This window comes from Pontibacterium sinense (assembly GCF_015209595.1).
GTDB lineage: Bacteria > Pseudomonadota > Gammaproteobacteria > Pseudomonadales > Balneatricaceae > Pontibacterium > Pontibacterium sinense.
Map to the genome: position 1 here is coordinate 167,732 of NZ_JADEYS010000004.1, position 26,641 is coordinate 194,372.

General features: G+C 50.8%; 22 protein-coding genes. 15 read left to right on the top strand and 7 right to left on the bottom strand.

The features are described from left to right. Nucleotides 1-3: 3 nt before the first annotated feature. Nucleotides 4-1,869, bottom strand: coding sequence for a DUF1302 domain-containing protein (locus IOQ59_RS05725; RefSeq protein WP_193952313.1), 1,866 nt, complete (start codon nucleotides 1,867-1,869; stop codon nucleotides 4-6). Between the two features lie 292 nt (nucleotides 1,870-2,161). On the opposite strand from IOQ59_RS05725, the gene IOQ59_RS05730 reads away from it, so the two are divergent. Continuing rightward, nucleotides 2,162-3,223: an AraC family transcriptional regulator gene (locus tag IOQ59_RS05730; protein WP_193952314.1), complete on the top strand. Its 1,062-nt coding sequence runs from the start codon at nucleotides 2,162-2,164 to the stop codon at nucleotides 3,221-3,223. Nucleotides 3,224-3,316: 93 nt separating this feature from the next. On the opposite strand, the gene IOQ59_RS05735 is transcribed toward IOQ59_RS05730, so the two are convergent. Then, nucleotides 3,317-5,107, bottom strand: coding sequence for a DEAD/DEAH box helicase (locus tag IOQ59_RS05735; RefSeq protein WP_193952315.1), 1,791 nt, complete (start codon nucleotides 5,105-5,107; stop codon nucleotides 3,317-3,319). 253 nt (nucleotides 5,108-5,360) lie between these two features. Between IOQ59_RS05735 and IOQ59_RS05740 the strand changes: the two genes are divergently transcribed. After that, nucleotides 5,361-6,509, top strand: coding sequence for a tRNA-queuosine alpha-mannosyltransferase domain-containing protein (locus tag IOQ59_RS05740; protein WP_193952316.1), 1,149 nt, complete (start codon nucleotides 5,361-5,363; stop codon nucleotides 6,507-6,509). Between the two features lie 84 nt (nucleotides 6,510-6,593). On the opposite strand, the gene IOQ59_RS05745 is transcribed toward IOQ59_RS05740, so the two are convergent. Next, nucleotides 6,594-7,445 carry a response regulator transcription factor gene (locus IOQ59_RS05745; RefSeq protein ID WP_228050710.1) on the bottom strand — a complete coding sequence of 284 codons (852 nt, stop codon included), beginning with the start codon at nucleotides 7,443-7,445 and terminating at the stop codon, nucleotides 6,594-6,596. 120 nt (nucleotides 7,446-7,565) lie between these two features. On the opposite strand from IOQ59_RS05745, the gene IOQ59_RS05750 reads away from it, so the two are divergent. The 3 genes from IOQ59_RS05750 to IOQ59_RS05760 all read left to right on the top strand — a co-directional run bounded on the left by IOQ59_RS05750 (nucleotide 7,566) and on the right by IOQ59_RS05760 (nucleotide 13,059). Beyond that, complete coding sequence (locus tag IOQ59_RS05750; protein WP_193952317.1) at nucleotides 7,566-8,429, top strand: TraB/GumN family protein; 864 nt, start codon at nucleotides 7,566-7,568, stop codon at nucleotides 8,427-8,429. Nucleotides 8,430-8,559: 130 nt separating this feature from the next. After that, nucleotides 8,560-10,806, top strand: coding sequence for a GspE/PulE family protein (locus tag IOQ59_RS05755; protein ID WP_193952318.1), 2,247 nt, complete (start codon nucleotides 8,560-8,562; stop codon nucleotides 10,804-10,806). Between the two features lie 42 nt (nucleotides 10,807-10,848). After that, entirely contained in the window at nucleotides 10,849-13,059 is a 2,211-nt protein-coding gene (locus IOQ59_RS05760) for a CHASE2 domain-containing protein (protein WP_193952319.1), read from the top strand. A gap of 586 nt (nucleotides 13,060-13,645) precedes the next feature. On the opposite strand, the gene IOQ59_RS05765 is transcribed toward IOQ59_RS05760, so the two are convergent. The 4 genes from IOQ59_RS05765 to minC all read right to left on the bottom strand — a co-directional run bounded on the left by IOQ59_RS05765 (nucleotide 13,646) and on the right by minC (nucleotide 17,590). After that, nucleotides 13,646-15,247 carry an HD family phosphohydrolase gene (locus IOQ59_RS05765; RefSeq protein ID WP_193952320.1) on the bottom strand — a complete coding sequence of 534 codons (1,602 nt, stop codon included), beginning with the start codon at nucleotides 15,245-15,247 and terminating at the stop codon, nucleotides 13,646-13,648. Nucleotides 15,248-15,695: 448 nt separating this feature from the next. After that, nucleotides 15,696-15,947, bottom strand: a complete 252-nt coding sequence (gene minE / locus IOQ59_RS05770; RefSeq protein WP_193952321.1) for a cell division topological specificity factor MinE — start codon at nucleotides 15,945-15,947, stop codon at nucleotides 15,696-15,698. Further along, the gene (gene minD, locus IOQ59_RS05775; protein WP_193952322.1) at nucleotides 15,947-16,759 is read right to left on the bottom strand and encodes a septum site-determining protein MinD; all 813 of its coding nucleotides are present in this window, start codon (nucleotides 16,757-16,759) and stop codon (nucleotides 15,947-15,949) included. The genes minE and minD overlap by 1 nt, the downstream gene beginning before the upstream one ends. A 96-nt stretch (nucleotides 16,760-16,855) precedes the next feature. After that, the gene (gene minC, locus IOQ59_RS05780; RefSeq protein ID WP_193952323.1) at nucleotides 16,856-17,590 is read right to left on the bottom strand and encodes a septum site-determining protein MinC; all 735 of its coding nucleotides are present in this window, start codon (nucleotides 17,588-17,590) and stop codon (nucleotides 16,856-16,858) included. 374 nt (nucleotides 17,591-17,964) lie between these two features. Here minC and IOQ59_RS05785 point away from each other — a divergent pair, with 374 nt between their 5' ends. The 10 genes from IOQ59_RS05785 (at nucleotide 17,965) to IOQ59_RS05830 (ending at nucleotide 26,518) form a co-directional block, all read left to right on the top strand. Beyond that, nucleotides 17,965-19,050 (top strand): TRAP transporter substrate-binding protein, encoded by a 1,086-nt coding sequence (locus IOQ59_RS05785; protein ID WP_193952324.1) that lies wholly within the window; start codon nucleotides 17,965-17,967, stop codon nucleotides 19,048-19,050. Between the two features lie 194 nt (nucleotides 19,051-19,244). Beyond that, the gene (locus IOQ59_RS05790; protein WP_193952325.1) at nucleotides 19,245-19,781 is read left to right on the top strand and encodes a TRAP transporter small permease subunit; all 537 of its coding nucleotides are present in this window, start codon (nucleotides 19,245-19,247) and stop codon (nucleotides 19,779-19,781) included. 23 nt (nucleotides 19,782-19,804) lie between these two features. Then, nucleotides 19,805-21,094: a TRAP transporter large permease gene (locus IOQ59_RS05795; protein ID WP_193952326.1), complete on the top strand. Its 1,290-nt coding sequence runs from the start codon at nucleotides 19,805-19,807 to the stop codon at nucleotides 21,092-21,094. 807 nt (nucleotides 21,095-21,901) lie between these two features. Further along, complete coding sequence (locus IOQ59_RS05800) at nucleotides 21,902-22,339, top strand: hypothetical protein (protein WP_193952327.1); 438 nt, start codon at nucleotides 21,902-21,904, stop codon at nucleotides 22,337-22,339. Between the two features lie 124 nt (nucleotides 22,340-22,463). Continuing rightward, on the top strand, nucleotides 22,464-22,868 hold the full coding sequence (locus IOQ59_RS05805) for a hypothetical protein (RefSeq protein WP_193952328.1): 405 nt from the start codon (nucleotides 22,464-22,466) through the stop codon (nucleotides 22,866-22,868). Further along, nucleotides 22,861-24,054: a DUF6575 domain-containing protein gene (locus IOQ59_RS05810; protein ID WP_193952329.1), complete on the top strand. Its 1,194-nt coding sequence runs from the start codon at nucleotides 22,861-22,863 to the stop codon at nucleotides 24,052-24,054. The genes IOQ59_RS05805 and IOQ59_RS05810 overlap by 8 nt, the downstream gene beginning before the upstream one ends. A 102-nt stretch (nucleotides 24,055-24,156) precedes the next feature. Continuing rightward, nucleotides 24,157-24,453 (top strand): hypothetical protein, encoded by a 297-nt coding sequence (locus IOQ59_RS05815; protein ID WP_193952330.1) that lies wholly within the window; start codon nucleotides 24,157-24,159, stop codon nucleotides 24,451-24,453. A gap of 105 nt (nucleotides 24,454-24,558) precedes the next feature. Beyond that, nucleotides 24,559-25,134 (top strand): YdeI/OmpD-associated family protein, encoded by a 576-nt coding sequence (locus IOQ59_RS05820; protein WP_193952331.1) that lies wholly within the window; start codon nucleotides 24,559-24,561, stop codon nucleotides 25,132-25,134. 186 nt (nucleotides 25,135-25,320) lie between these two features. Further along, nucleotides 25,321-25,611: a YciI family protein gene (locus tag IOQ59_RS05825; protein WP_193952332.1), complete on the top strand. Its 291-nt coding sequence runs from the start codon at nucleotides 25,321-25,323 to the stop codon at nucleotides 25,609-25,611. Nucleotides 25,612-25,741: 130 nt separating this feature from the next. Next, the gene (locus IOQ59_RS05830) at nucleotides 25,742-26,518 is read left to right on the top strand and encodes a DUF4344 domain-containing metallopeptidase (protein ID WP_193952333.1); all 777 of its coding nucleotides are present in this window, start codon (nucleotides 25,742-25,744) and stop codon (nucleotides 26,516-26,518) included. Nucleotides 26,519-26,641 lie beyond the last annotated feature (123 nt).

The window sequence follows — 26,641 nt, forward strand, 5'->3', positions numbered from 1 at the left end:
TGATCAGAACGAAACGGACGCACTGAGAGAGATAAAGTCACGGTCATCCAACGCGTTAAAGTCGCCGCCGAAGAAATCAGTATAGGCAAGCTGAACGCTGTACTGATTCAGGTAATCAGCCGTTAGACTCAGACTGATTGACTTCTCTCCTTCGTTGAACGCTGCGCCTGGTTGTGGACCGTAACCCTCGACACCGTGCTTGAAGCTGATCTGTGGCGTCAGGTTTACGCCGGAGAACGCGTCAGGGTAGTTCAGGTTTGCTCGCAGAACGTAACCCCAGGAGTTTTCAGTGACAAAGCCTTCGGTATCACCTGCGGTATACCCAAAGGCACCCGCACGGCCATATTTCAGCGCGTTTGCGCCTTCGTCGAGTGAGTGGACATGGGTCCATGCAATCTCACCGATCAGTGCCAGTCGACTCGCACCCAGTACGCGGTCATGGAACTGAATAAAGGTGTTCTGTAGCTGGGTTACATCAAACAGGGAGTAACCCTGTATTTCCGCACCCAGACCTGAACTGGAGATCAGATTATCAGCGCCGGTGTTACCGATACCACCGCTAAACTGAGTCAGGATTGCGCCCACCAGTAACGGACCGTTAATTTGTACCGGCACATCACGTTTGTGGGAGATTTCACCAGACCAGGCGATGTCACCCAAACTGGACGAGAAGCTCAGGCCCAGCATTTTGGTCTCTTCCGGATAACTGATGAAGTACTCGCTCATGAATGGAGCGGCGGACGCTTGTGCTGTTGCGACAGAGGAGGGTACACCCGCGCCGACCAGTTGAGTGAACAAGCCCGTTGGAGAGATTGGGGTGTTCACACCGCTGATCAGAGGTAAGCGGCTGTGATACTGAGAGAAGTACAAACCAAACTCGGTGCTGTTCAGTTCTTCTGCGAAGTAGCGCAGTGCAAAACCGTATTGGCCATCATCGTCCGCTTCTCGGCGGCCGTTGGCATTACGTTCTACCACCAGAGGGCCCTGAAAGTAGGTGCTGTCAGGGACTTGTGTCGCGGCGATATTTCGGCTGGTAACGCGGATGCCATTACAGCCTTCTGCCGCAAAATCGTTGGTAGAGAAATAGGTACCACAACCATCGACCGCGGTGGGTTCCCATTCAAGCTGGTAAAAGCCTTCTACGCTGAGGTTGTCCGTTAGTCCCAGAGACGCAAAGGCCATATTCACCGGCAAGAGGCCTTCTTTCACTTCAGCCCCGGGGCGACGGAAAGCATTCACATCGACGGGGTTAATGACGTTGATGCCACCCTGTACAAAGGTGCTTTCACCCCAGTTAACAACCTGGCGGCCGAGTCGGATATCCAGTGGCTGTTCGTTTACTTCCAGCTCTGCAAACAGGTAGGCATCAAGCAGTTCGGCGCCGGAAAACTTAGCGTAATCGTTAAAGCCTTTATCGCTCAGGCTGCTGTTCGCGGTGTAACCGTTGAGCGTATTACCGTGGTCCTGATCGCCATCTTTCAGCTCAAAGTCGTACCAATATTTACCGCGTACAAATGCCCCTACGTTTTCGTAACGCAGTTCGAGATCATGCACACCTTTGAGAATCTGGGTAAACGCATCGCCCTTATCAAAGTTAAGGTCGCCGTCATCATAGCTGCCGGAGTTGAGGCTGGTGCTGCTGCCGCCATTGGCAGGAGAGATCAGGCCGGGGTCCCGGTCCGTGGCACGCCAGCTGGCGCCTACTGATACCTGAGAATCAAAACGTCCCTCAATCTCACCCAGCTGAAATTCAACTGCTGAAACAGAGGTGCTGAAGATGGAGCTTCCCAAAAGCACCGGTAACAGGTATCGCTGGGGTGCCGTTCGCGGGAAACTGCCTTTGCGAGTGCTTCGCAAATCTATTGCCATTTCGTTCACCTTAGATTGTTATTTTTTGATGGGGTGAATGAGCGTGCGCGGATAAAAAAGGGCCTAATGAGCTTGTTTACCCTTGTTGCCGCCGTTTGCTCCTGTTTACCTTAAATCGGTAGTGTCCAATACTGGCGGTTGGGTGGCTGTCTTAACAATAACATTTGGCTCCACATTTAATGACAAAATGGTTCGGGTGAGACTTGCTTTGGTGTCAAATTCAAGCCATAAATACCTTCGTACACATATCGGCGGATTAAGAATAGCCGTATTTTCGGGCTCCGGAGTGGTAATGAAAAATAAAAAAACAGTGCCGGCTAACTACGTCAGACATCTGATCAGTCAGGCAGAATCACAGGGATACGATGTTGAGGGGCTGCTACAGGAAGAAGGGTTGAGCCTGTCCGACATTAACGGGCAGGGTGAATTCTCTGCTGAAAAGCTGGGTGTGCTTTATCAACGTATGATGTACATCGCTCAGGATGAGTATTTCGGCATGTTAGGGGGCGGTAAGGTACCTAACGGTACGTTTCGCATGATGTGTTACAGCATCATTCACGCAAAGTCACTGGAAAAGGCGATCTATCGGGCCAGTGCGTTTCACGAAATCTGCCGTGGCTCGAATGTGAAGCCGTTATTGGTACGTAAAGGACGGTACGCCAAAGTGTCGATTGCGACCACCGATGCATCTGGCATGGACATCGATGAGTTGTTGCGTGATGAAAATCCGGCACGGATTCGCACGTCATTATCGATGTGGCACAACTTTGTGTGCTGGATGATTGGTACGCGGGTGGATCTGAAAGCGGTCTATTTTGCCTATCCTGAACCTGAAGACCATGAGCACTACCGTCGTCTTTTTCAGTCAGAGGTGCGTTTTTCCCAGCATGACAATGCGTTTGTCTTTCCCTCCTACTATCTGGATTATCCGCTGGTACATAACGATGAGTCACTGCGGGTATTCCTGAAAACTGCGCCCTATCAGCTGATCGCAACAGTGAGTGACGACAGCAGCCTGAAATCTCAGGTGGTGGCGTTGCTGGGGAATGACTTTAGCCGTGAAGCACCAAGTGCGGAAGAGGTGTCCAGCCGCCTGAACATGTCTGTATCCACACTGCGTCGTCGTCTGCTGGAAGAGGAGACCTCTTATCAGAAGATTAAAGATGAGTGTCGTAAAAAGGCTGCCTTGGGGTATATCAACTCACCGCAGCTATCGATCAACGATGTGGCGAGTCTGATGGGGTTTGATGAGCCCTCTGCGTTCTTCCGGTCATTCAAGAAGTGGACCGGGATGACACCGGGTGAGTACCGGCGCAGTGATACCTATCAGGAGCTGCTAAGACAGGTCGATTAGGCAATCTGAGCAATATAGCGGTTCTGGAAAGCAGGCAATAAAAAAGCGGACAAAGGTTAAACCTGAGTCCGCTTTTTTTAATCGTTCACTGTATTAGCTGTCTTTGCGAGGTGGACGCTTACCGCCGCCGTTGCTAGGACGCTTACGTGGTGGACGACCTTTAGGTGCGCCTTCAGAATCTTCTGCCTGACGCAGGTTCAGGCGCTGACCGCATACGAAAGTACGCTTCAGTTTCGCCAGTGTTTCCTTAGGCATACCGGATGGCAGGTCAACGGTGCTGAAATCGTCATAGATTTCGATCTGGCCGATCAGCGATGCGGTGATGTTACCTTCGTTCGCAATCGCACCAACAATGTTCTTAGGCTGAACATTATGCTGGTGACCGACAGCGATCTGGAAGCGTTCCATATCCATATCCGGACGACCTTTCAGCGGCTTAGCAGCACGGTCGAATTCACGACGACGGCCGCGATCACCACGATCACCGCGATCACGGTCACCACGTTCGCGGCGTGTGCCACGGTCATCGCGACGCTCGCGTTCTGGACGTGGTGGTGGCTCAACCATCAGCAGTGGCTGGTCGCCCTGTGCCAACAGTGCCAGTGCCGCAGCAATGTTCAACGGATCGGTATCGTGTTCTTTCTGATATTCGGACAGCAAATCCAGGTATGGAGATACGTCCTGATTATCCAGAGTGTCACTGATGCGCTGCATGAAACGTTCAACACGTTTCTCGTTCACATCACCTACGCTTGGCAGGTCCATGCGCTCGATTGGCTGTTTAGTCGCACGTTCGATAGTGCGCAGCATGCGCTGTTCACGGGGTGCAACGAACAGAATCGCTTCACCGGTACGACCAGCACGGCCGGTACGGCCGATACGGTGTACGTAAGACTCAGCATCGTATGGGATGTCATAGTTCAGAACGTGGCTGATACGCTCAACGTCCAGACCACGAGCGACGACATCGGTGCCGATCAGAATATCGGTACGGCCATTTTTCAGGCGCTCAACTGTACGCTCACGCTGCTGCTGAGACATATCACCGTTCAGCGCTTCAGCGGAGTAACCGCGGGCAGACAGTTTTTCTGCCAGCTCTTCGGTCGCAGATTTGGTGCGTACGAAGATCAGCATCGCATCAAACTGCTGCAGTTCCAGAATACGGGTCAGAGCGTCCAGCTTATGCAGGCCGCTTACGCGCCAGTATTTCTGAGAAATTGTGGTGGCAGTAGCTGTCTTGGCAGCAATGCGCACTTCTTTCGCATCGTTCAGGTACTTCTGTGCCACACGCTTGATCTGTGGTGGCATAGTTGCAGAGAACAGTGCGATCTGACGTGTTGGTGGCGTGTGATCCAGAATCCACTCAACATCGTCGATGAAGCCCATGCGCAGCATTTCGTCTGCTTCATCCAGAACCAGTGCTTCCAGCTTATCCAGCTTCAGAGAACCACGACGGATGTGATCCATGACACGGCCCGGAGTACCCACGATAACCTGTACGCCACGACGCAGCTGACGCAGCTGGGTTTCGTAGCTCTGACCGCCATAGATAGGCAGGACATGGAAATCGTTCATGTACTTAGCGTAGCTCTGCAGGGCTTCAGCCACCTGAATCGCCAGCTCACGGGTCGGCGCCAGTACCAGCAGTTGCGGCTCGCGACGGTTAGTCTGCAAACGTGTCAGCAGTGGCAGTGCAAATGCTGCAGTTTTGCCGGTACCAGTCTGGGCCATACCCAGCAGGTCTGAACCTTCCAGCAGCGGCGGGATACTTTCAGCTTGAATTGGGGAAGGTGTTTCATAACCAATCTCGTTAATCGCTCGCAGAATGGGCTCTGCAACCCCAAGAGAGGTGAAAGTAGTCGGCTGGGTGCCAGATTCGGACATTAAATGGATACCTGTATGCAAAAAAGAGACAATTGCCCGCGGAGGGAGCTGTCAGGAGTGGTAAAAGCGGCGGATTATACAGGAAAGATGCGGCAAATGTCTAATAGGTTGGCTTGTTTAATGTTCATGAAAGCCCGCTCAAGGAAAGAATGTTGCTAGGTGCTTCGTTCGATTGCGCTAGAATGGCCCGCTGAACTGTTTCTTCTGTTTTCCATTATTGCGCCTCTGTTGCTCCAAAGGTTTTATCGCATCCATGAAAATTCTCCTGCTTTCCGCATATGATGCCACCAGCCATATCTATTGGCGTAAAGGGCTGGTGGCTCAGTTCCCTGAGCATGACTGGCAGGTACTAAGCCTGCCGCCGCGTTACTTTTCCTGGCGGATTCGGGGGAATAGCCTGAGTTGGGCATTTGGGGAGCAGGCTGTTCTTAGTCAGCCGTATGATTTGATTATCGCCACGTCGATGACGGATCTGTCGGCGCTGAAAGGGATGGCCCCCCAACTGGCGACGATTCCAACACTGGTCTATTTCCACGAGAACCAGTTTGCCTACCCTGAGTCGGGCCGGGAATATGGCAGTGTCGAGCCGAAGATCCTCAATATCTATACTGCGCTGGCTGCGGATCGGGTGTTGTTTAACACCGAGTACAACCGCAGCACTTTCCTGAACGGCAGTCGAAAGCTGTTGAAGAAGTTACCTGATCAAGTACCCACAGGGTTGATTGATCAACTGGCGGCCCGTTGTGAGGTGGTGCATGTGCCATTGCCCGACAGTCTTTTTGCAGACTCCCTGCCCGCATCTGAGCCTGCAATTGTCTGGAGTAGCGAGCAACCGTTTAACAACCGACCTTTACGTTTGATCTGGGCGGCCCGCTGGGAATTTGATAAAGGCCCGGATCGTTTACTGGCCATACTGCGTGTACTGGAGCTGCGTGGGATCGATTTTCGTCTCTGTGTGTTGGGGGAGCGCTTTCGTCATTCGCCAAAAGACTTTGATCAGATTGAAATGGAATTCACGCATCGACTGGATCAGTTTGGCTATGCCGAGAGCCGTGAGGAATATTTGAACTGGTTGCATGCCGGAGATGTGATCTTGTCTACCGCAACCCATGAATTTCAGGGGTTGTCGGTGCTTGAAGCGGTGGCAATGGGGTGTATTCCGGTGTTACCGGGTCGGGAGGTTTACCCTGAGTTGTTTGCAGCATCTTATATCTACGACGACTGCGGCAAGGATATTGGGCGAGAGGCCGAGATAGCTGCGGATTGTATCCTCTGGCATAAAGCGAGATTGAGTGAGGGGAAGGCTGAGGTTCCTGATGTTCATTCGCTGAGTTGGTCTCAGCTCAGACCTGATTATGCGCAGGCGATGGAAGACACATTGAAGGCTGCGAAGGAGCGTTAAGCGATCAGCGTCAGCCAGAACAAAAACAGCCCGGTGAAATCTCAACCGGGCTGTTTTTGTTCTGATGTCAGTGGGGACGGTTATTCAGTCCAGTAGGCGGTGTAACAGGCATTTAACCTCGACCGGTGAAAACGGCTTGTCGATCAGTGCGTCAATACCGCAGTGATTAATATGGCTGAGTTTGGTTTCGTCCTGTTCAGAGGTCACCATCATCACCGGTAGTGATGACAAGCTCTTGCTGTTGCGAATATAGGTCGTGAGTTCTGCGCCATCGACATTCGGCATGTTGAAATCGGTCACGACAAAATCCACGATGGTTTCCGACAACTCGGCGATCGCCTCTGCACCATCAACTGCCTCGACAATGTCCGTGACACCGAGATTATTCAATACCCGAGAAATCATCTTGCGGGCCATGGTGCTGTCATCCACAACCAGAGCTTTTAGCGATGTGATTTCGTAGTTTTCCAGCTCCAGCTCTTCTGGCGACAGCAATTCAACCGTTGCGTTGAGTGCGCTATTGAGATGCTGGCGGGTGAACGGTTTTGGCAGAATGGCCACAACACCGGACTGTTTAAACACTTCAAGCTGTGCCAGACGGGTCTCACTGGTCACCAGCATAAAAGGGGTTTCAGCACAGTGTGGCAGTTCACGTACTTGTCGCAGCAGATCCAGTGCCGTGCCGTCTTCGAAATACAAGGCACTGGCAATCAGATCGGGGCTGACCGCGCCAATACTCTGTACTGCCTCGTGGATGGTGGCTGCCTGATCGATTGCTGTCACTTGTTCGTGATTCAGCTCATGCTCGATGACCTTCCGTTGCATCGCTGATGGTTCAACCAGCAGGATGTTCAGATCGCTTTGCGACAAACGCTCCATTTCTACAACAACCTCAAAGTGTGTGCTATTCGCTTTCGGATCATAAACATAGCGCATATTTACAGATTATTGAATTAACATAATTTTTCATCTGTATGACAATTGAGTCATGCCTGCGCTTCTGTGGGGTGGACTGCTATGCTGAAGCATATTGATTGGATGACGGGAGACTAGGGAATGAACAAGCTGGCCTTATGGATTTCAGGGGCGTTGCTGTCCTTTGGCGTTGCCCATGCAGAAACTTCAGTGTGGCAGATAGAGAAGGGAAAAGACCGCCTCTATTTAGGGGGGACGATCCACGTTTTGTCATCAAGTGATCTGCCGTTGCCCGCCACGTTTCATCGTATATTCGACAATACCGATGTGCTGGTACTGGAGACCGATGTTTCGCAACTGACTTTGCCAGAGAACTCCATGCGTTTGCTGGGGATGCTGACCTATTCGGATGGGCGCTCTTTGCGTGACGTGGTGAGTGCCGAAACCTTCGGCAAGTTACAAGCGTTTGCGAGCGCCGAGGGCGTGCCTATTACGATGTTTGAACGCCTGACGCCAGCCGGTGTTGCACTGACCGTGCTAAGCATCGAACTGGCCAAAGCGGGAATTCAGCATGAAGGTGTGGATACCATCTTCCACAATCAGGCTCAGGCACGTGGTAAGCCGGTTCAGGGGCTTGAGTCGATCGATGACCACCTGCAGTTTGTGGCCAATATGGGCGAGGGCGTTGAAGATCAGTTTGTCAGCCAAACCCTGGACGATGCGCATAAAACCCGAGAGGGTATTCGCACCATCATCGATGCGTGGCGTTCCGGTGATGTAAAAGCGCTTGAAGAGGCGGTGCTCGATGGTATGCCAACCGATTATCCGAAGTTATATCAGGAGCTGCTGGTGCAACGAAATAACAACTGGATGCCGCAGATTCTAGATATGTTTGATACCCCGGAGCAGGAGTTTGTGCTGGTGGGGGCTGCACATTTGCTGGGACCGGATGGTTTGCTCAAGCAGTTGCAGGTAAAAGGGTATCGCATCAGGCAGTTGGAATAAGAGCCCCCCACACCTCTATCCGCGACACTTGAATGTGGGCTTAAGTGCTTCGACACTAACTTAGGCTTTCCAGCACGCCCGGCGCTCTTTAGAATCAGGTCAAACGGAGACCTGAAGCGCCAAGGTGTGTATGAGTAAAGAGATGTTAAAGGATTCGCCCCAGTTTTATGCGAGCCTGAGCGAAGTTCTGAGCCTGATCAATCAGTCCAGCAGTTTCACAGACGCCTTTCCGCTGGTAGAACACGCGATTCTGCGTTTGTTCAAAGCAGAACGTATTACCATCTACCAGCGCAATCTCGCCAGCACCGATATCTATTCCCGCTGTAAAAGTGGTGATGATCTCACCGAAATCCGCGTGCCTGTCAGTACCACTTCCATCTCGGGATATGTGGCATTTTCCCGCAAGCCGCTGTTGATCAAAGATGTCCGTGATGCGGATGAATTGAAGAAGATCCATCCCAACCTGCGGTATAACGATAGCTTCACGGCAAATATCACCTTTCAGTCCAGCTCGATGGTGGTTGTACCCATCGAACATAAACAGGTGTTGCTGGGCGTGTTGCAGATTATCAATCGCAGTGATGGCGCGAGTTTTGATCAGCAGGATATGCTCAAGGCTGAAGCGTTTGCTCAGCGACTGGCGCAAAAATTCCGGGCAGACTTTGGCTGTACCAATGGGCCTTACGAATACCTGACCAATGAACAGCTGCTGGAACCCTACCAGCTGCAACGTTACATCAAGCAAGCGAGCAGCGCGTTTCCGCTGACCCGGTTGTTACGCAATGATGCCCACTTAACCACGGAGCAGATCGGGCGCTCTCTGGAAAGTTATTACCAAGTACCGTTTGTGCCTTATGCGCCTGAAACCTACCAGATCCACCCCGTATGCGAGAACATCAAACTCAGTTACCTGAAAAGTAACAACCTGGCGCTGCTGACGAACGGCAAAAGTGATGATCAGGTGATCATCCTGATCGATGACCCCAACGATACCTCGCGGGTACTGTCGATGGCGCACTTGTTGGGTACGCGTCATGTGCAGATCTGTGTCGGTCTGGTGGATGATATTCACCAATACCTTGGCCTGGCATCGCTCGGGTTTGAAGACACCAGCGAACAAACCGATGAAGTTGAGCTGGTACTGTCCAGCAATGACCGACTGGGAGAGATCGAAGAGATCGAAGAACTGGATGGTCAGGGCTCGGATGTGGTTCAGTTGGTGAACCAGTTGTTGCTGGATGCGAAGCGCTGGAACGCCTCGGATGTGCATATAGAACCGGGCAAAGAGCGTGAGCCTACACGGGTGCGCTTACGTATTGATGGAGATTGTCAGGAGAGTATCCAGATCCCCAACAATCACACCCGTGCGATCATCTCCCGCATCAAAATCATGGCGAACATGGATATCTCCGAACGCCGCATTCCGCAGGACGGTAAGTTCAGCGTGCGGATGCAAAACCAGCTGCTGGAGTTTCGTGTTGCCACCCTCCCGACGGTGAATGGCGAAGCGATGGTGTTGCGTCTGCTGCAGAGTGGCGAGCCGATCCCGTTCAACAAACTCAACTTTAACCCGCGTAATGCACGTGAGTTGAAGACGTTGATGACCCGTCCACATGGCCTGTTGCTGGTGGTGGGGCCGACCGGCTCGGGCAAAACAACCACCTTGCATGCGTTGTTGTCAGAGTTGAATACCCCGGATAAGAAGATCTGGACGGCGGAAGATCCCGTAGAGATCACCCAGTCAGGCCTGTTGCAGGTGCAGATACGGCCGAAGATTGGTTTGGATTTCCCGGCAGCGTTGCGCTCTTTCCTGCGGGCAGACCCGGATGTCATCCTGATTGGCGAGATGCGTGACCGGGAAACTGCGAAAGCGGCGGTCGACGCGTCCTTAACCGGCCATTTAGTGTTATCCACCCTACATACCAACTCTGCACCGGAAACTATCACCCGTTTGTTGGGTCTGGATCTGGACCCGGATGACTTCTCAGAAGCTTTGGTTGGGGTTGTGGCCCAGCGACTGGTGCGTAAGTTATGCAGTGACTGCAAACAACCGTACCACCCGACACCGGGTGAAGTGGAGCTGTTGGTCCGTAAATCGGGTGATCCGAATCTGCTGCTGACACCGGCATCTACCCTCTACAAACCGAAAGGGTGTGCCGAGTGTGGGAACACCGGCTATCGTGGCCGTATGGCGATCCATGAACTGTTGGTCTCCAGTGACCAGATTCGTGATCTGATCAACCATAACGCGGATGTTGGGAAGATCACCCGACAAGCATTGGAAGAGGGTATGACGACGTTGCTGGCGGATGGTGTAAACAAAATCCTGTCCGGTGATCTCGATTATCCACAGCTACAACGTGTTGCTGCTGAATAAACACGCCCGACTTTAAACGGAGTTATCACGGATGAAACCGTTATGAATCAACGCAAAATCCGCATCTTGTTTGGCCTGTTCCTGACGCTGCTGGTGCTAATCCCGGTATTGACCGGTAACCGGCCGTTGTTACTGGAGCGGTTTGAGCTGGATCTCTACGATCTGCGGTTGCAGCAGACTCTGCTGAACGAGCAGGACCCGCGTATCGTCATTGTGGATGTGGATGAAAGAACCATGTCACAAGAGGGACGCTGGCCCTGGAGCCGTGACAAGGTAGCGGCGATGGTTGATCGACTGTTTGATCAATACGGCGTTGCGATTGTGGGTTTTGATGCGGTCTTTCCTGAACCCGATACCCAGATCAGCCGGTACACCTTGCAGCAAATCTCAGAAGGCGAGTCCAATCTCAATGTAAGAGACCTGCTGAAGTTATCCACCTATCTCTATCCCGATCAGCGTTTTGCCGATGCGATTGATTCACGGCCGGTGGTATTAGGGTTTCCCTTTGATCACGGCACGCTGGATCGTACCGGTGCACAAACAGTCGGGGCATTGTCCGCGCCGGTATTGGCACCTGACCCTCGTTTGAAGTCGATCCCGTTTCCCACCGCCGATGGCATGATCGGCAACCTGCCGCTGCTACAGGAACGCACATTATGGGGCGGGTTCTTCGACAATCCATCTGTTGATGTGGACGGCGTGTATCGCCGTGTGCCGCTGCTACAGCGTTATGAAGATCAGTATTACCCATCACTGGCGCTGTCGATGATGATGGCGCTGTTCGGCGAAACCGAAGTAGTACCGGTGATCGAATCGGATGCCACCGGAAAACACAACGCGATCACCGCAGTGGAAGTGGCAGGTATCCCCGTGCCGGTTGATGAACACAGTGCTGTACTGGTGCCTTACCGTGGACCGCAAGGCAGTTTCCCTTATGTGTCGGCCACCGATGTCCTGCGTGGCACCGCCGATCCTAACGTGCTGGACGGCGCGATTGTGTTGATCGGTACCACGGCGGCGGGGTTGTTCGACCTGCGGGTTACGCCCATGAGCAGCCGTTATCCTGGTGTGGAAGTACACGCGAACATTTTGTCCGGCATGCTGGATGAACGTATCCATCACCAGCCGGATTACACCGTGGCGGTGGAACTGGTGCAGCTGGTACTCAGTGGTTTGCTGATGTCGTTGCTGATCCCACGCTTGTCGGTGATCTGGGGTGGGCTGCTGACGCTGGTCTGGCTCAGTATGGTGCTGGCACTTAATGTATATGCCTGGGCTGCCTTGATGTGGGTGATCCCATTGGGCTACACACTGGTGCTGGTTGTAGTGTTGTTCCTGTTCCAGCAGATGACCGGTTTCTTCTTCGAAACCCGTAACCGTAAGCAGCTGGCCGGTGTGTTTGGTCAGTATATTCCACCGGAGATTGTGGCCGAGCTGAATACCGAAGGTGCAGAAGCGCAGCTACAGGGTGAAAGCCGTGATATGACCGTGTTCTTCTCGGATGTCCGCGGGTTTACCGGGTTGTCTGAATCACTCTCCCCGCAGCAGCTGACACGGATGATGAACGTCTACCTGACACCGATGACGGAAGTGATCCACAGTTATCGGGGCACAGTGGATAAGTATATCGGTGATGCTGTCATGGCCTTCTGGGGGGCGCCGTTGGAAGATCCTAAACATCCGCGCCATGCGCTGGATGCAGCGATGAAAATGCAGGCCGAACTGGAAAACGTAAATGCGTTGCTTGCCAGTGAAGGTTTACCCGCGATCTCGGTGGGTATGGGTGTTCACTGTGGTGAGATGAACGTAGGGAACATGGGTTCCAGTTTCCGCTTGGCGTACACCGTGATGGGGGATGCGGTGAATTTAGGTGCGCGTCTGGAAGGATTGACTAAATTTTATGGGGTGTCGATCTTAGTCAGTGGTGAGCTGGTGGCACGGGTGCCTGAATACCGGTTTATGGAACTGGATCGGGCGCGTGTGAAAGGGCGCGCTGAACCGGTGACGCTGTATCAGCCACTTTGTCTGGAATCCGAATTGGACTCCGCCGCTGCTGAACAGGTTGAACGGTTTGAAGCGATGTTACTGGCGTATCGTTCGCGGGAATGGCAGCAGGCACTGGCGTTTTTGGATCAGATGGATGAGGCGGTGATCAGCCCGGTGTTGATTGAATTGTATCGGGAGCGGATTACGAGCCAGATTGATGCGCCAGCTGATGACTGGGATGGGGTGCATAATCATTCTTCGAAGTAGGTTTTTCTTCTGCACCTAATGTGGATTGGGTGTTATTCGGATATACCTACTTTCGCCCCTGTTGGGCGAGGTAAGGGAGGGTGTTGGCCCTCCCTTACCAATCCCTGCCAACCCCACTACTTGCCTCGCGTTGCGAGGTTCCTTGTGCGCTTCATAATCAGTCGAAGCTGCGGAACTCGGCCTTTGGCCTCAAACAGTCCTCGCTTTAAGCCGACTGATTATTCCAGTGCTCAGCTGCGTAGAGGGGCTATCGATTGTGCCAGCGTTGAGACAATGCCCTTGAATCTAACTTTTTCTACGGGGTGAAGTGGTATCAGTTTGCTGAGGGAGTATGGCCCCTTTACGCAGCCGAGCATTGCAGAAAGAAAGCGTTAAAAACGAATTCTGTCTGAGGCTGTAGGCCGAGTTTATTCGTTTAGCTTTATTTCGAAACGCACAGGGTATTCTGCGAAGCAGAACAAGTAGTGGGGCTGACGGGGATTGGTAAGGGGAGTTCAGATACTCCCCTTACCTCGCCCAACAAGAGCGAAACCAGTACTACAACAATGATTGAAAAATATCAGTCGTAGTCACAAAGAAGAGACGCTCAAGCGTATTCCCTCAACCCCGGTAAACTCCCCAAATCCACCTCATCCAACTGCCGCTCAGCCATATGCCGCTCCCCATACTTCCGATACGTCCCACTGTGGGCAAACAGCGCAAACAGATCCGGGTCCAGATGACCCTCTTCCACCATACGGCCCATAATGGTCATCGACTGTGATAGCTTCATCCCCTGCTTATACGGACGATCAGCCGAAGTCAGGGCTTCAAAAATATCCGCAATACACATAATGCGCGCCCGCAGTGAAAGCTGCTCAGCATCCAACCCACGGGGATAACCTTTCCCGTTCAGGCTTTCGTGATGATTGCAGGCGATCTCCGTCACGTTGCTTAAGTTACGAGGGTAGGACAGGGATTCCAGCATATCGATGGTGACTTTGATGTGGTCACGCATGATCTGACGTTCGTCTTCGGTCAGAGTGCCACGGGTGATGCAGAGGTTTTTAATCTCATCGTCGGACAACATACGTCGGGTCTGGCCGTTCACATCCACCCATTCAGAGAGGCCGATCCGCTCGACACGTGCCTGATGTTCGGGAGCCATAAACTCGCCACCGATGTTGGCTTTTTGCAGGAAGGTGAGGTCATCGTCCAGTTGTGCACAGCGTGCTTCAAATTCGGTTTGTGCATCCGCAGCTGCTGTTAGGTCTAAACTGGGCAGGGCGCGCAGCAACTCAATTTCAAGTTGCTGTTTGTGTTCACGAAAGCGGCCTTCAACCAGTTCAATACGGTCGATTAAGGTATGTAACTTAGTCGCTTTGTCGATGATCGCTTCCGGTGTGGTGATCTTGCCACAGTCATGTAACCAAGCCGCTACTTTCAGCTCGTACATCTCCTCATCGTCCCACTGCGTATCCGCATAAATACCATGGTCTGCGCTGTTCACGGCATCGGCCAGTAACATCGCAATTTCAGGTACGTGTTCGCAGTGTTTACCGGTCACGGGTGACTTATGGTCAATGGCCCGGCCGATCAGCTGGATAAAGGATTCGAATAGCACCCGCTGACCGTCCATCAGCTTTTGCTTGGTCAGCGCGGTTGCTGCCAGAGACGCAACCGATTCAAACAGGGCTTCCTGTTTAGTGGAAAACGCGACGATATTACCCTGTTCGTCCTGCGCATTGATCAACTGCATGACGCCGATCATCTGACCTTCGTGATCCTTCAGCGGCACTGACAGAAAGGATTGGGAGCGATAGTTCAGCTGGTCGTCGAATGCCAAAGTCCCGGAGAAGTCGTACTGACCGCAGCGATAGGCATCGGGAACGTTGATTGTTTTTTCTGTCAGGAACGTCTGAACGGCGACCAGTTTGGATTCGCCACCGCTTTCCGTATGCAGCAGAACACTGGGCAGGTTTTCTGGTTTGGTATTCAGCGCTAATGAACGGTTTCGTAACACACGGAAAACCAGTTCGTTGCTGTCTTCATCAGAGAGGGTGTAGAGCGAACCGCCATCGGCATTAGAGAGGCTGATACAGCCATCTATGATCTGCTCCAACAGGCGCTCATGGTCTTTCTCGGCGCTCAGTGCATAGGCCAACTGGGCGAGTTGATGGGCAATATCCTTGGTGCTTCCTGTGCTCATGAGGTGTATCCATCGCTAAGGTCGCTGTTATCGATAATGTGCGGTCAGTGCCTGTTTCTGTCAAGGAGTAATGGGCAGTGGTTGGCGATGGTCGAGTGTGAGTTTAAGGAGAATAAGGATTAAAACAACTATTGTAGGGCATCCCTTCAGGGTGCCGGCAGGCTGAAAGCCAGCCCTACAGTCGCTCTGTTATTACGTAGGAACAGAGAAGAGTATGGGTAGCGGCTAGTAGGGTAAGAGCGTGGGATCCCGAGGGAACAGGGATCGATGGTTGCTACAAGACATTTGTAGGGCACCCCTTCAGGGTGCCGGCAGGCTGAAGCCTGCCCTACAGTTGCTCGGTTATTGCATTGGTAGTTAAGAAGGGGCACAAAAAAGGGGACAGATTTATGATTCGCAGTGAAGCGAAAACAGATCTGTCCCCTTTTTGGGAGAGCGGGATTGATGATCAATCCGGCAGGGTAACGTTCACTTCCAATACGGAGCAATCTTCGTTGCTATCCAGCTGCACGCTGACTTTATCCTGATCGATGGATACGTATTTCTTGATCACATCGATGATCTCCTGCTGCATTTTAGGCAGGTAGTCAGGGTTGGTGCGCTTGCCACGTTCGTGGGCAACGATAATCTGCAGACGTTCTTTCGCCAGCTCAGCCGACGTAGGCTTTTTGTTGCTGCGGAAGTAGTCGAAGAAACTCATTAACGGCCTCCCAGAATGCGCTGGAAGAATCCTTTCTTAGGCACTTGCAGGAAGCGGTGCTCCAATTCTTTACCCAGTAGGCGCTGAACCGCATCGTCGTATGCCTGACCCGCATCTGCTTCGGTATCCAGAATCACCGGTACACCGGCGTTGGACGCTTTAAGCACGGCTTCAGATTCCGGGATAACACCCAGTAGAGGGATCGCCAGAATATCTTCCACATCGGCTACGCTCAGCATCTCGCCGTCTTCGACACGGGTGGGGTTGTAACGGGTCAGCAGCAGATGTTCTTCTACCGGAGAATCGCCATTTTCCGCACGACGGGATTTGCTCTGCAAAATACCCAGAATACGGTCGGAGTCACGAACAGAAGAGACTTCAGGGTTGGTGGTCACGATGGCAACATCGGCAAAGTACAGTGCCATCTGCGCACCTTTCTCGATACCCGCAGGGGAATCGCAGATGATGTAATCGAAGGTTTCAGACAGCTCGTCCAGTACCTTCTCCACACCTTCCTGAGTCAGCGCATCTTTGTCACGTGTCTGGGACGCAGGCAGGATAAACAGGTTATCCGTACGCTTGTCTTTGATCAGTGCTTGATTGAGCGTCGCTTCCTCTTTGATCACGTTTACGAAGTCGTATACCACACGACGTTCGCAACCCATGATCAGGTCCAGGTTACGCAGGCCCACATCAAAGTCGATGACAACGGTTTTAAAGCCATTCAGTGCCAGCCCGGTTCCGATAGCTGCACTGGTAGTAGTTTTTCCGACACCGCCTTTCCCGGATGTCACGACGATAATCTTGGCCAAGGTCTTCTCCTGATTATTCGAATTTTGTGTGGATGTTTCCGAACCGCATTCGACGGCTTTCGAAAATTCCCTAAATTTAGTGGTTATGGCGATCTGTTAAGACAGCGCCCGCACCTGAAGGTTTTCATCTTCAAGGCTGATGTAGGCCGCTTCCTGCCAACATTTATTCTGTAGTGAATCGCTTAAGATAAAGTTACCGGCGATCGCAATCAGTTCGGCAGACAGATTCTGGCAGAAAATTTTTGCATTCGTATCACCGGTTACTCCGGCCAGCGCGCGACCACGTAATGTGCCGTAGATGTGGATATCACCTTCGGCCAGAACTTCCGCGCCAGCACTCACCTGCGACATCACGATCAGATCGCCTTCGGAATACACCTGCTGACCGGAACGCACCGGACGGGTGATCACCTTACTTGGGCGACGGACCAGTTTCTCTTCAACAATCTTCTTCACAACCACTTCTGCCTGCGCATCGGGTTGATCTTCTGTCTGACGGGTGTCCAGCTCTGTGCTGTTACGCTGGTTTGCCGGAATCAGTGCAAGACCGCAGTCACGTGCTGAGGCCAGCAGATGTTCAGGTACACCACGCAATGCCATCGGTTGCAGATGAAACTCGCGGCAGATCTCCAGCAGGCTGGCAAAATCCAGTGACTGAGTCTCTTCAAGTTTCTCCAGACTGATCACCACCGGTGACTGCTGAAAGAACTGTGGAGCCTGACGCACTTTGTCGCCAAGGAGTTCGGTAAAGGATGGAACAGAGTAGTGATAAAGCTCGAGTACAATAATGCTGACAGCGCTACCTTTAAGCTGGAAGCAGGCATCGTTCATAGAAACATCCTTACCGGAAACTGACGGGAAACCCAGCTGCCACAGGATCTGCGCAGCAAGTCACGCATTAAACCGTACTAGACCGAATTTCGCAAAAAACTCTTTTAAATCCAGTGGTTATTAATTGATCAGTTGTTGGTCGATTTCCCGCAGAAGAATCCCTTCCTTAACGTGTACAACAAATTGTATCCCTGTTAAAACAAGCGTTTGCGTAGTTTTACGTACACCTCAACGCACTTCTACGCACGGGCCTACGTAGTATTTTCAGGCGGCTTGCGAACTATTCCGAATGTTGGCTTTGGCCTTAGCAGGGCAATCTATCTCCGTACTGCTCAGGTCCCGAATTAGAGTCCACACTGAGGAATAAAACAAAAATGATAAAGCTCACCTTCACTAAAAAACTGATCGCGGCGGCAGCCTGTGTCGCGGCATTGGCTGCACCTGCTCAGGCTGCGGATAACGACAAAGTTTATCGCCTGAAGATGGCTGAAACCTGGCCAAGCAACTTCCCAATCTTTGGTGACGCGCCACGTAACATGGCGAAAATGGCCGAGACCATGTCCAACGGTCGTCTGAAGATCACCATCGATTCCAAAAACAAACACAAAGCACCGTTCGGTATCTTCGATATGGTGCGTGCCGGTCAGTACGACATGGGCCACTCCGCGTCTTACTACTGGAAAGGCAAAGTGCCTAACACCTTGTACTTCACCACCATGCCCTTTGGTATGACTGCGCCAGAGCAGTACGGCTGGTTCTACAACGGTGGCGGTATGGAGCTGATGGAGAAGGTTTACAGCAAATACGGCCTGATGAGCTTCCCGGGTGGTAATACCGGTAACCAGATGGGCGGTTGGTTCCAGAAAGAGATTAACTCGCTGGATGACCTGCAAGGTCTGAAAATGCGTATTCCGGGTTTTGCGGGTGAAGTACTGGCAAAACTGGGCGCGAAGCCAACCAACATCCCAGCGGGTGAGCTTTACACCGCACTGGAACGCCGCACCATCGACGCGCTGGAGTGGGTAGGCCCATCTCTTGATCTGCGTATGGGTTTCCACAAAATCGCACCGTACTACTACACCGGTTGGCATGAGCCTGCGACTGAGTTGCAGTTCCTTGTGAACGAGCGTACCTGGAAAAAACTGCCTGCCGATCTGCAAGAGATCCTGCGTGTCGCGATGCGTACAGCGGCGTACGACATGTACATCCAGTCTTACCACATGTCAGCGGAAAACTGGGATCTGATGAAAAAAGCGCATCCTGATATCCAGATCAAATCGTTCCCAGCTGACGTGATCGGTGCGATGAAAACCGCCAACACTGAACTGCTGAAAGAGAAAGCAGCGGCTGATCCGCTGGCGAAAGAGATCATCACCTCTCAGGCGATGTACATGCAGAAATCCCGTGTATGGACCGACATCTCCGATAAGGCCTACTTGAACAGTCTGTCGTCTCAGTAAATCCGCTGGAGACTGCGTGAAACCTACTGCGCTGGCTTAGGCGGCGTTAAAGCTTGGCTCAAAATGCTCATTTACGGTTCGTAATACCCTACGGGCACGATGACTGCGCGTTCTCGCCAAGCTTTGCCTTGCCTAAGCTGCGCTCGTGACGCTTTCACGCAGTCTCCTCCCATCTCTACTCTAGAGGCGCTGTTATGTTTCTGCTCCGTCTGGAACGCGCGATCAATACCTTCTCTGACCTGCTGGGTAAGATTGCCGCCCTGTTATTTATCCTGATGCTATTTAACGTCTTCTTCGACGTTGTGATGCGTTACCTGTTTAACGATGTATCGATCGGTATGCAGGAGCTGGAATGGCACCTGTTTGCGGCCATGTTCATGTTGGGGGTGCCATACACCCTGCGCACGGGTGGCCACGTACGTGTCGATCTGATCTATGAACGCCTGACGGGCAACAAAAAGGCGTGGATCGATCTGCTGGGTTCTCTGTTCTTGTTACTGCCGTTTGCCTTGCTGGTGGCGTGGTACGGCGTAGGTTTTGCCAGCGAAGCGTATGAGCTGGGCGAGACCTCCGGTGATCCGGGTGGTTTGCCGTATCGCTGGATTATCAAGGCGGTGATTCCCTTTGCCTTCTTCTCTATCGCCATCAGTGGTGTCGGTCTGATGCTGAAATCAGTCAATACCCTGCTGGGTCATCATCCGGTTGCACGCTACCAGCCTCCTACGCATTAAACGCACTAACAGGTAATACAATTATGATCGGTATAGTCATGTTTTTTGTGGCGCTGGGGATGTTGTTGTTTGGCTTCCCGGTGGCCTTTACGTTTGGCGGCGTTGCGCTGCTGTTTGGAATACTGGCAGAAGGCCCGGAGATGTTTGCCTTCATGCCGTTCCGTATCCAAAGCATTATGGAAAATACGGTGCTGATGGCCGTGCCTCTGTTTATCTTTATGGGGATCGTGTTGCAGAAAACCCGTCTGGCAGAACAGCTGCTGGAATCCATGGGTAAACTGTTCGGCGGTGTGCGAGGTGGTCTGGCGATCTCGACCGTCTTAGTTGGCGCACTGCTGGCCGCATCCACCGGCGTTGTAGGGGCATCCGTGGTCGCGATGGGTCTGATCTCATTGCCGGTGATGTTGAAGTACAAATACGATAAGTCACTCGCGTGCGGCACCATCTGTGCCTCCGGTACATTGGGACAGATCATCCCGCCGTCCATCATTCTGATTATTCTCGGTGACGTGCTGGGTATTCCGGTGGGTGACCTGTTTCAGGCTGCGATTGGACCGGGCTTTGTACTGATCGGCGCCTATATCATCTACATCCTGATCTACAGCTGGATGAAACCGGAAGCGGCCCCTGCGCTGCCGATGGATGAGGATGTTGAAAACAAGCGTCAGCAGTATGTGAAAGCGCTGAAAGCGATTATTCCGCCGCTGGCCCTGATCCTGATCGTACTGGGCTCTATCTTCGCCGGTATCGCCACACCGACTGAATCCTCTGCCTTGGGTGGTATTGGTGCCATCGCGCTGGCGGCAATGTACCGTCAGTTCAGCTGGAAAATGGTCTTCGACTCCGCCTCAGAAACCGTCAAAGTAACCGCGATGGTCTTCGCCATCCTGCTGGGTGCCACCGCCTTCTCCATGGCGTTTACCTACACCGGCGGTGACTACATCGTAGAAGAGATTCTGTCCGACCTGCCGGGCGGCGCAACGGGCTTCCTGCTGCTCTCCATGTTGGCAATTCTGATACTGGGTTTCTTTATCGACTTCGTCGAGATCAGCTTCATCATCGTACCGATTCTGGCACCGGTGGCGGATGCACTGGGTATCGCACCTGTTTGGTTCGCCATCCTGATCGCCATGAACCTGCAAACCAGCTTCCTGACCCCACCGTTTGGATTCAGTCTGTTCTATCTCAAAGGCGTCGCACCGCCTGACGTGCGGACTGTGGATATCTACCGTGGTGTAATGCCATTCATCCTGATGCAGGTGGCGGTAGTGGCTTCGATCCTGTTGTTCCCAGCGTTTTATGGCCTGACCTAAATGGCCTAATTAACGGGATATAATCTTCGTCCCTTTCGTATCCTAAAAAATACACTCTGTAGCAGCGGTCTCCGACCGCGACATACCTCCCATTTGGAACGAACAGGCAGTCGCTCTCGGAGCGAGCTGCTACAACCCAGTTCCACCCCGGCAGCCTATCGATTTGATGTGCTGCCACATCCTTCTGGACTTACCTTGAGTAAGTTTCCCCTCGCTGTGGTTCGTAGCTGCAACGGGGGATTTTTTATGTCCTCTGATTTTGTAGGGCACGCTTTAGCCTGCCAACGCCCAACGGGCGTTTATGCCTTCACGTTCGTTTCTACATTCGTATCGCTCTGCTGGGATTCCTGCTTGCCCAACTTCAGCTGGACCACGGTACTTCCAAAAATCCATCGGAACCATTGACCTCACCTCCACGATCCCCATACCGAAATCGCCGCCTATCGATGAATGCCCAAATTACCCAGAGTCCACAAGTGCTCATCTGCGCAGATGGAGAGAGCTGCTACCAGCCCCAATTTTCGTAGCGTTGATTGACCTAAAGCGCTCGTTTTCCAACGCTCTTTCTGCTAAAACTTCATCTAAGTCAAATGGATAGACGTTGGGTGGGGTTAGATAACGAGACCGCCTATTATCTGCACAAAGCGAGAACGCTCGGTTTGTCAGGGAGGAATACCGCGATTTTCTGTCAATTATTCCTTTCCGGTCAAACTGTTAGTAGCCCTTAGGTCCTATTTTATCTATGGGGCAAAGAGAGCGGCCTTCTTATACAAATGTTGGGTTTCAACCATACGAACAGGGATGAATATGCAGCTGCAACAAATCGATGTCACCGGCTCTCGAATAGTTGGGCCAATCACGGCTCTTGGTCATGTAGGCCCCAAACATCATGGAATAATTCTTGGGAAAAACCTAGAAGATGGTCATGTGTATGTAGCGGAGAATATGCATACGGGTTACCAAATTGCCACATATCATGACTTTTGTAAGCGTTATATGCCAAACGGTGAAATAAAAATTGCAGCAAATGACGGTGCCTATTCCGACTTAACGGTTGCCAATAGAGCTATAGAAGAGATCAAGCGGGGTGGTAAGGGGATATACAACCTTGTTGCAAATAACTGTGAATCCTTCGCAAATAGAGCTATACACGACAAGTCGATAAGCAAACAAGTTGTTCATACAGCGATCGGTATTGTGGTAGTGGTCGGAGCTTATTGGGTTATAAAAAACGCGAGAAAGTAACCATACAGTCGGCTGTTGTCGCCACTGCGTGGCTGGGACTGCCTTTTCGCCTTTTCGCCTTTTCGTAGCTACAAGTCAGCCCCAAAGCAGGGGGTAGCTGTTTTTACAAATATGGAAATTTATAATGAAAAAATGGCCTGATCACTTTCCAGAGCAGTGCCCACCGGGGTGCGCAGAGCCTGTATCTGGTAAGGTATATAGATTCATCAATAGAGCCAATCCAAAAGAAAAAGACTTCAAATCATTTTTTGAGTTAAAACCAGATCAGGATTGGGGTGAAAAAGCTTGCCAAGCGAGAGGTCTTTCTGTATATAAAAATAAAAATGCTTGTGAACAAATGGTTGACTTAGTTCCAGCATTAGCCAAGAAAAAATTAGCCGTGGCAGAACTCAATTCTAATGATGGCGTAATAGCTGAAACACCATCAAGGAATTCTAATGAGCATAACACACTATGGTCATCGGTAGATAAAAAAGAGATGGCTGATAAGTTTACATGTTTAGAAAACGAGGTGGCTTTAAATGCTTAACCTCCCAATAAATACAGTTTTAGGAGATCTGAGGTTAGTAAATACATTTCAGTTTTTCGATATTCCTAGAATATTTAGTTGTCGGAATAAGTCAGGTGCACAGTATTTAGTGCTATCAACCTTTGATGACTATGATAGCTTCGAGTGGCTATATCTTCCTATTTCAAATGACAGATTATCTTCGGTTGTTAGTAAAAAAATAACCTTGCGAGAAGCATTCGAACTACCGGAAGATGGATATCTATTTCACGTAGAATCTAACTTCGAAGGCGAAGCTAAAGTTGACTATAAGTTCTCTGAACAAATAAACGTTGAAGATCTTCCAAAGCCGGGTGCATATTTACAAACTGATAGCCCTTATATAGTTGGATTTGGTGCAATCGATGCTACTGAAGCAGCCATTTCGTCTAGAAGAGAAACATTTAATATTCATCTTTACCCTACGGATAGCCAGCTTCCAGAATTTGAAATAAAAGGTTTTGGAACAATACTCACATCACTTCAAAGTTTAGTCGATTCCCTTGGTCAATATTGTGAAGGTGAGCCTACTTTAAAAGGGGCGATTGCAGTCGATATATTAAGTGAAACAAAATTTAAAGCAACACAGATTTTTGATGGTTCTTTTGGTGTTCAGCTTAAGTCGGACTCATCTAGCGACTTGTTTAATAGGTCGTTAGCATCGGATGCAATAATGGAACTAATAAATCTACTTGAAGCTGGTGATAATGAAGACGTCATAAGTAACAAACTGCATGAATTTCAAGGAAGAGTCGCGTCGAAATATAAAGTCTTTCTGAAGTCTCTCGCAAAATTAGATACACCATTAAAAGTTGACTGGGGGTCGCCTAATCTCGAGCGAGGAAAGAGTTTGGAGCTAAAAAAAGATACAATATTAAATGCTTATAAAGCAGTAAGCAAAATTAATATCGATATGTCTGAGGCTGTTATTTTTAAAGCAGAACTTTTAGGTTTGGATGTAAAAACAAAGCGCTATAGAGTTCGTAATTTATCTGATAATGAAGATTATTTTGGGAAGATATCAGAAGAGTCAATTTGCGAAGTTGAACACTCAGAAATTAATGGGATTTATGAAGTTACTTTAAAGAAAGTAATTGAAACAAACTCATCATCTGGTGCTGAATATACAAAATGGTTACTCTGTGGCCTGAAACAGCTAACAAAATAATCCAAGTGGCCTGCTTCGGTGGCACCTGATTTGAGTAGGACCAGTGCACGTTTGAGAGCTTTCTTAGCTCCAATTTGAACGTTCTGAATTCAAGGAGAAGGGATGCCGGGTTTGTTTTCAGCAGTTTTAGCGTTCGGGCTTCTGATCTATTCGGAAGAATACGGTGCGCTGATTGGTCTAATTTCTCTTTTCCTCGTTGGAGGAATGCTTCATGGCATGGTCCAGAGATATATCATTTTGCAAACAGATCAAGATGATCCTCTCTTTGAAGCAGCTAGATCAGCCAGAGCTAAGATGATGTGGGGGCTTAGAGTGTTAGCCATTTACGGGATATATGTTACCTACTCTGATTACAGTAGAGCTGAGCTAATGGAACATCTGGGCATGTACTTCAACTGAGAAGTTACATAATAAGGGCCTCAAAGATCGTTCACTTTGTGCGCAATTGCGCTAGCCAAGTATCTGCTCTTTGTAGGTCGGAGCAGCCGAAGAGAATCTAGTTCTATGCCAGAACCCGATCCAGCAAAAATCATAACCTTTACATCACCGAAAAATCTCAGCCAGTGGCTCAAGGTGAATCACGCCACTGAAACAGAGCTGTGGGTGAAGATCTTCAAGAAGAAGACTGGGATTCCGAGCGTCACTTGGGACGATGTCGTGGTCGAGGCGCTTTGCTGGGGCTGGATCGATGGCGTGAAGAAATCGATTGATGACCAAGCCTATCTCCAGCGGGTCACTCCAAGAAAGGCGCGAAGCAACTGGTCGAAAAGGAACAGAGAGCATGCGGAGCGTTTGATAAGCGAGGGCCGGATGACGGAGTCAGGACTCGTGCACGTTCGTGCCGCCAAAGCAGACGGCCGTTGGGAGAATGCTTATACGGCAAGTGAAATGAAAGTACCGGCTGATTTCCTGGATGCACTAGAGAGTAAGCCGAAGGCGAAACAGTTTTTTGAGACGCTCACTAAATCGAGCCGTTATGTTATCGCGCACGGATTGATAAGTGCGAAGAAACCCGAGACCAGACAGCGGCGGTTTGCAAAATTCATCGACATGCTTGTCTGCAATGAAAAGCCGACTTAGGCTGTGAAAACGAAGCCGGTATAACCCAGCTTTTAAGCGGAACAAAAACAGTTGGTTTTGTTTCATGCCTCAACAAGTCTAACCAGCGATTTTTGTACGCTTAAGGTGGCGTTGATCGCAACAGGTTCCTCAGACGTAAAATGTTCACTACCCCGCAAGCTTGCTGACGTATAAAAAGGAATAACCTTGTTTATCGTATCTCTGACCTATGTAGCACCCCTGGAAACCGTTGATCAGTTTATTCCTGAGCATGTTGAGTTCCTAAACGAACAATACCGCTTGGGAAATTTTCAGCTGTCTGGCCGCAAAGTTCCTCGTACGGGTGGGGTTATTCTTGCCACGGTAGACGGGCGTGAGCAGCTGGATAAGATCCTTGTGCAAGATCCGTTTCATCGAGAAAGTCTTGCCACGTATGAAGTAACAGAAATCGTGCCTACGATGTCTTCTCAAGCCTTGGAATGCTTGGTTGAGATCTAGAAACAACAACTAGGCGGCTTGAATCTTCTACTAGAGAAGGGCGAGCAGTACGGAGTTGAGATAGGGTGTGTTTGCGAACTACTTTTCTTCAGCCTCTATCGCTAACGGGTTTGTTTAATCTGGAGTATCCATGAAACTCATTGGAACACTACTACTGGTCACATGTTCTCTCCTTTCCTCGGCTGCCGCCTATGCTGAGAATGATGTTCGCGTCGAATACGCCAAACCCGAAGGTGCGGTCGAAACCGCCATAAGCAAAGAACTGAAGACATCTAACACGATTGGATCAGTTACTACCTTTATCGACGGTTACTTTAAGCTGCCTGAATCACTGGTGTTCTTTATCGGGGGGGAAGAGGGGCCTTTGTATGATGTGGCAGAGAACAGAATCCTGATTCCGTATTCCTTTGTTACCGAGATTAAAGACCGATTTAAACAGGCAAACTATAAAGAAACCGGTGTAACCGCAGAGGAAGCCACGAAAGATGCGCTGATGCATACGCTGTTTCATGAGTTTGCCCATGCAGCCATAGCGATGTATGAGCTGCCGGTATTGGGTAAAGAGGAAGATGCAGCCGATGCGCTGGCGACGATTCTGCTGATCGAGTTTTTCGATAATGGACAGGAGATTGCACTGAGTGCTGCTGATCTGTTTGATTTGGAAAGTGACGACCGGGATACACTCGGTGATGAAGATTTCTGGGATGAGCACAGCTTAGACGATCAGCGGTATTTCAGTACCTTGTGTCATGTGTACGGCAGCGATCCCGAGCAATATGCGGCGATTCTTGAGGACGGTGCGCTTTCGGAAGAGAGGGCGGAGCTGTGTATTGAAGAGTATGAATATACGGTGCAAAGCTGGTTTAAAGTGTTGGAGCCTTATATTCAGGACAATAAGACAGACTAACTCGGCGCTTAGAATTTCAGCAAGAAAATGAAGGCGCGTGCGACGAAAACTGACAAAACTGGGGGAGTGTTATACTCAATTGAGAACGAATCTCAATCTGAGACTTGGCCACAGAAAGCTATT

Excerpts from the sequence above, each read along its gene's own strand:
- IOQ59_RS05725 (WP_193952313.1), bottom strand. The coding sequence starts at position 1,869 with ATGGCAATAGATTTGCGAAGCACTCGCAAAGGCAGTTTCCCGCGAACG.
- IOQ59_RS05730 (WP_193952314.1), top strand. The coding sequence starts at position 2,162 with ATGAAAAATAAAAAAACAGTGCCGGCTAACTACGTCAGACATCTGATC.
- IOQ59_RS05735 (WP_193952315.1), bottom strand. The coding sequence starts at position 5,107 with ATGTCCGAATCTGGCACCCAGCCGACTACTTTCACCTCTCTTGGGGTT.
- IOQ59_RS05740 (WP_193952316.1), top strand. The coding sequence starts at position 5,361 with ATGAAAATTCTCCTGCTTTCCGCATATGATGCCACCAGCCATATCTAT.
- IOQ59_RS05745 (WP_228050710.1), bottom strand. The coding sequence starts at position 7,445 with ATGCGCTATGTTTATGATCCGAAAGCGAATAGCACACACTTTGAGGTT.
- IOQ59_RS05750 (WP_193952317.1), top strand. The coding sequence starts at position 7,566 with ATGAACAAGCTGGCCTTATGGATTTCAGGGGCGTTGCTGTCCTTTGGC.
- IOQ59_RS05755 (WP_193952318.1), top strand. The coding sequence starts at position 8,560 with ATGAGTAAAGAGATGTTAAAGGATTCGCCCCAGTTTTATGCGAGCCTG.
- IOQ59_RS05760 (WP_193952319.1), top strand. The coding sequence starts at position 10,849 with ATGAATCAACGCAAAATCCGCATCTTGTTTGGCCTGTTCCTGACGCTG.
- IOQ59_RS05765 (WP_193952320.1), bottom strand. The coding sequence starts at position 15,247 with ATGAGCACAGGAAGCACCAAGGATATTGCCCATCAACTCGCCCAGTTG.
- minE (WP_193952321.1), bottom strand. The coding sequence starts at position 15,947 with ATGAGTTTCTTCGACTACTTCCGCAGCAACAAAAAGCCTACGTCGGCT.
- minC (WP_193952323.1), bottom strand. The coding sequence starts at position 17,590 with ATGAACGATGCCTGCTTCCAGCTTAAAGGTAGCGCTGTCAGCATTATT.
- IOQ59_RS05785 (WP_193952324.1), top strand. The coding sequence starts at position 17,965 with ATGATAAAGCTCACCTTCACTAAAAAACTGATCGCGGCGGCAGCCTGT.
- IOQ59_RS05790 (WP_193952325.1), top strand. The coding sequence starts at position 19,245 with ATGTTTCTGCTCCGTCTGGAACGCGCGATCAATACCTTCTCTGACCTG.
- IOQ59_RS05795 (WP_193952326.1), top strand. The coding sequence starts at position 19,805 with ATGATCGGTATAGTCATGTTTTTTGTGGCGCTGGGGATGTTGTTGTTT.
- IOQ59_RS05800 (WP_193952327.1), top strand. The coding sequence starts at position 21,902 with ATGCAGCTGCAACAAATCGATGTCACCGGCTCTCGAATAGTTGGGCCA.
- IOQ59_RS05805 (WP_193952328.1), top strand. The coding sequence starts at position 22,464 with ATGAAAAAATGGCCTGATCACTTTCCAGAGCAGTGCCCACCGGGGTGC.
- IOQ59_RS05810 (WP_193952329.1), top strand. The coding sequence starts at position 22,861 with ATGCTTAACCTCCCAATAAATACAGTTTTAGGAGATCTGAGGTTAGTA.
- IOQ59_RS05815 (WP_193952330.1), top strand. The coding sequence starts at position 24,157 with ATGCCGGGTTTGTTTTCAGCAGTTTTAGCGTTCGGGCTTCTGATCTAT.
- IOQ59_RS05820 (WP_193952331.1), top strand. The coding sequence starts at position 24,559 with ATGCCAGAACCCGATCCAGCAAAAATCATAACCTTTACATCACCGAAA.
- IOQ59_RS05830 (WP_193952333.1), top strand. The coding sequence starts at position 25,742 with ATGAAACTCATTGGAACACTACTACTGGTCACATGTTCTCTCCTTTCC.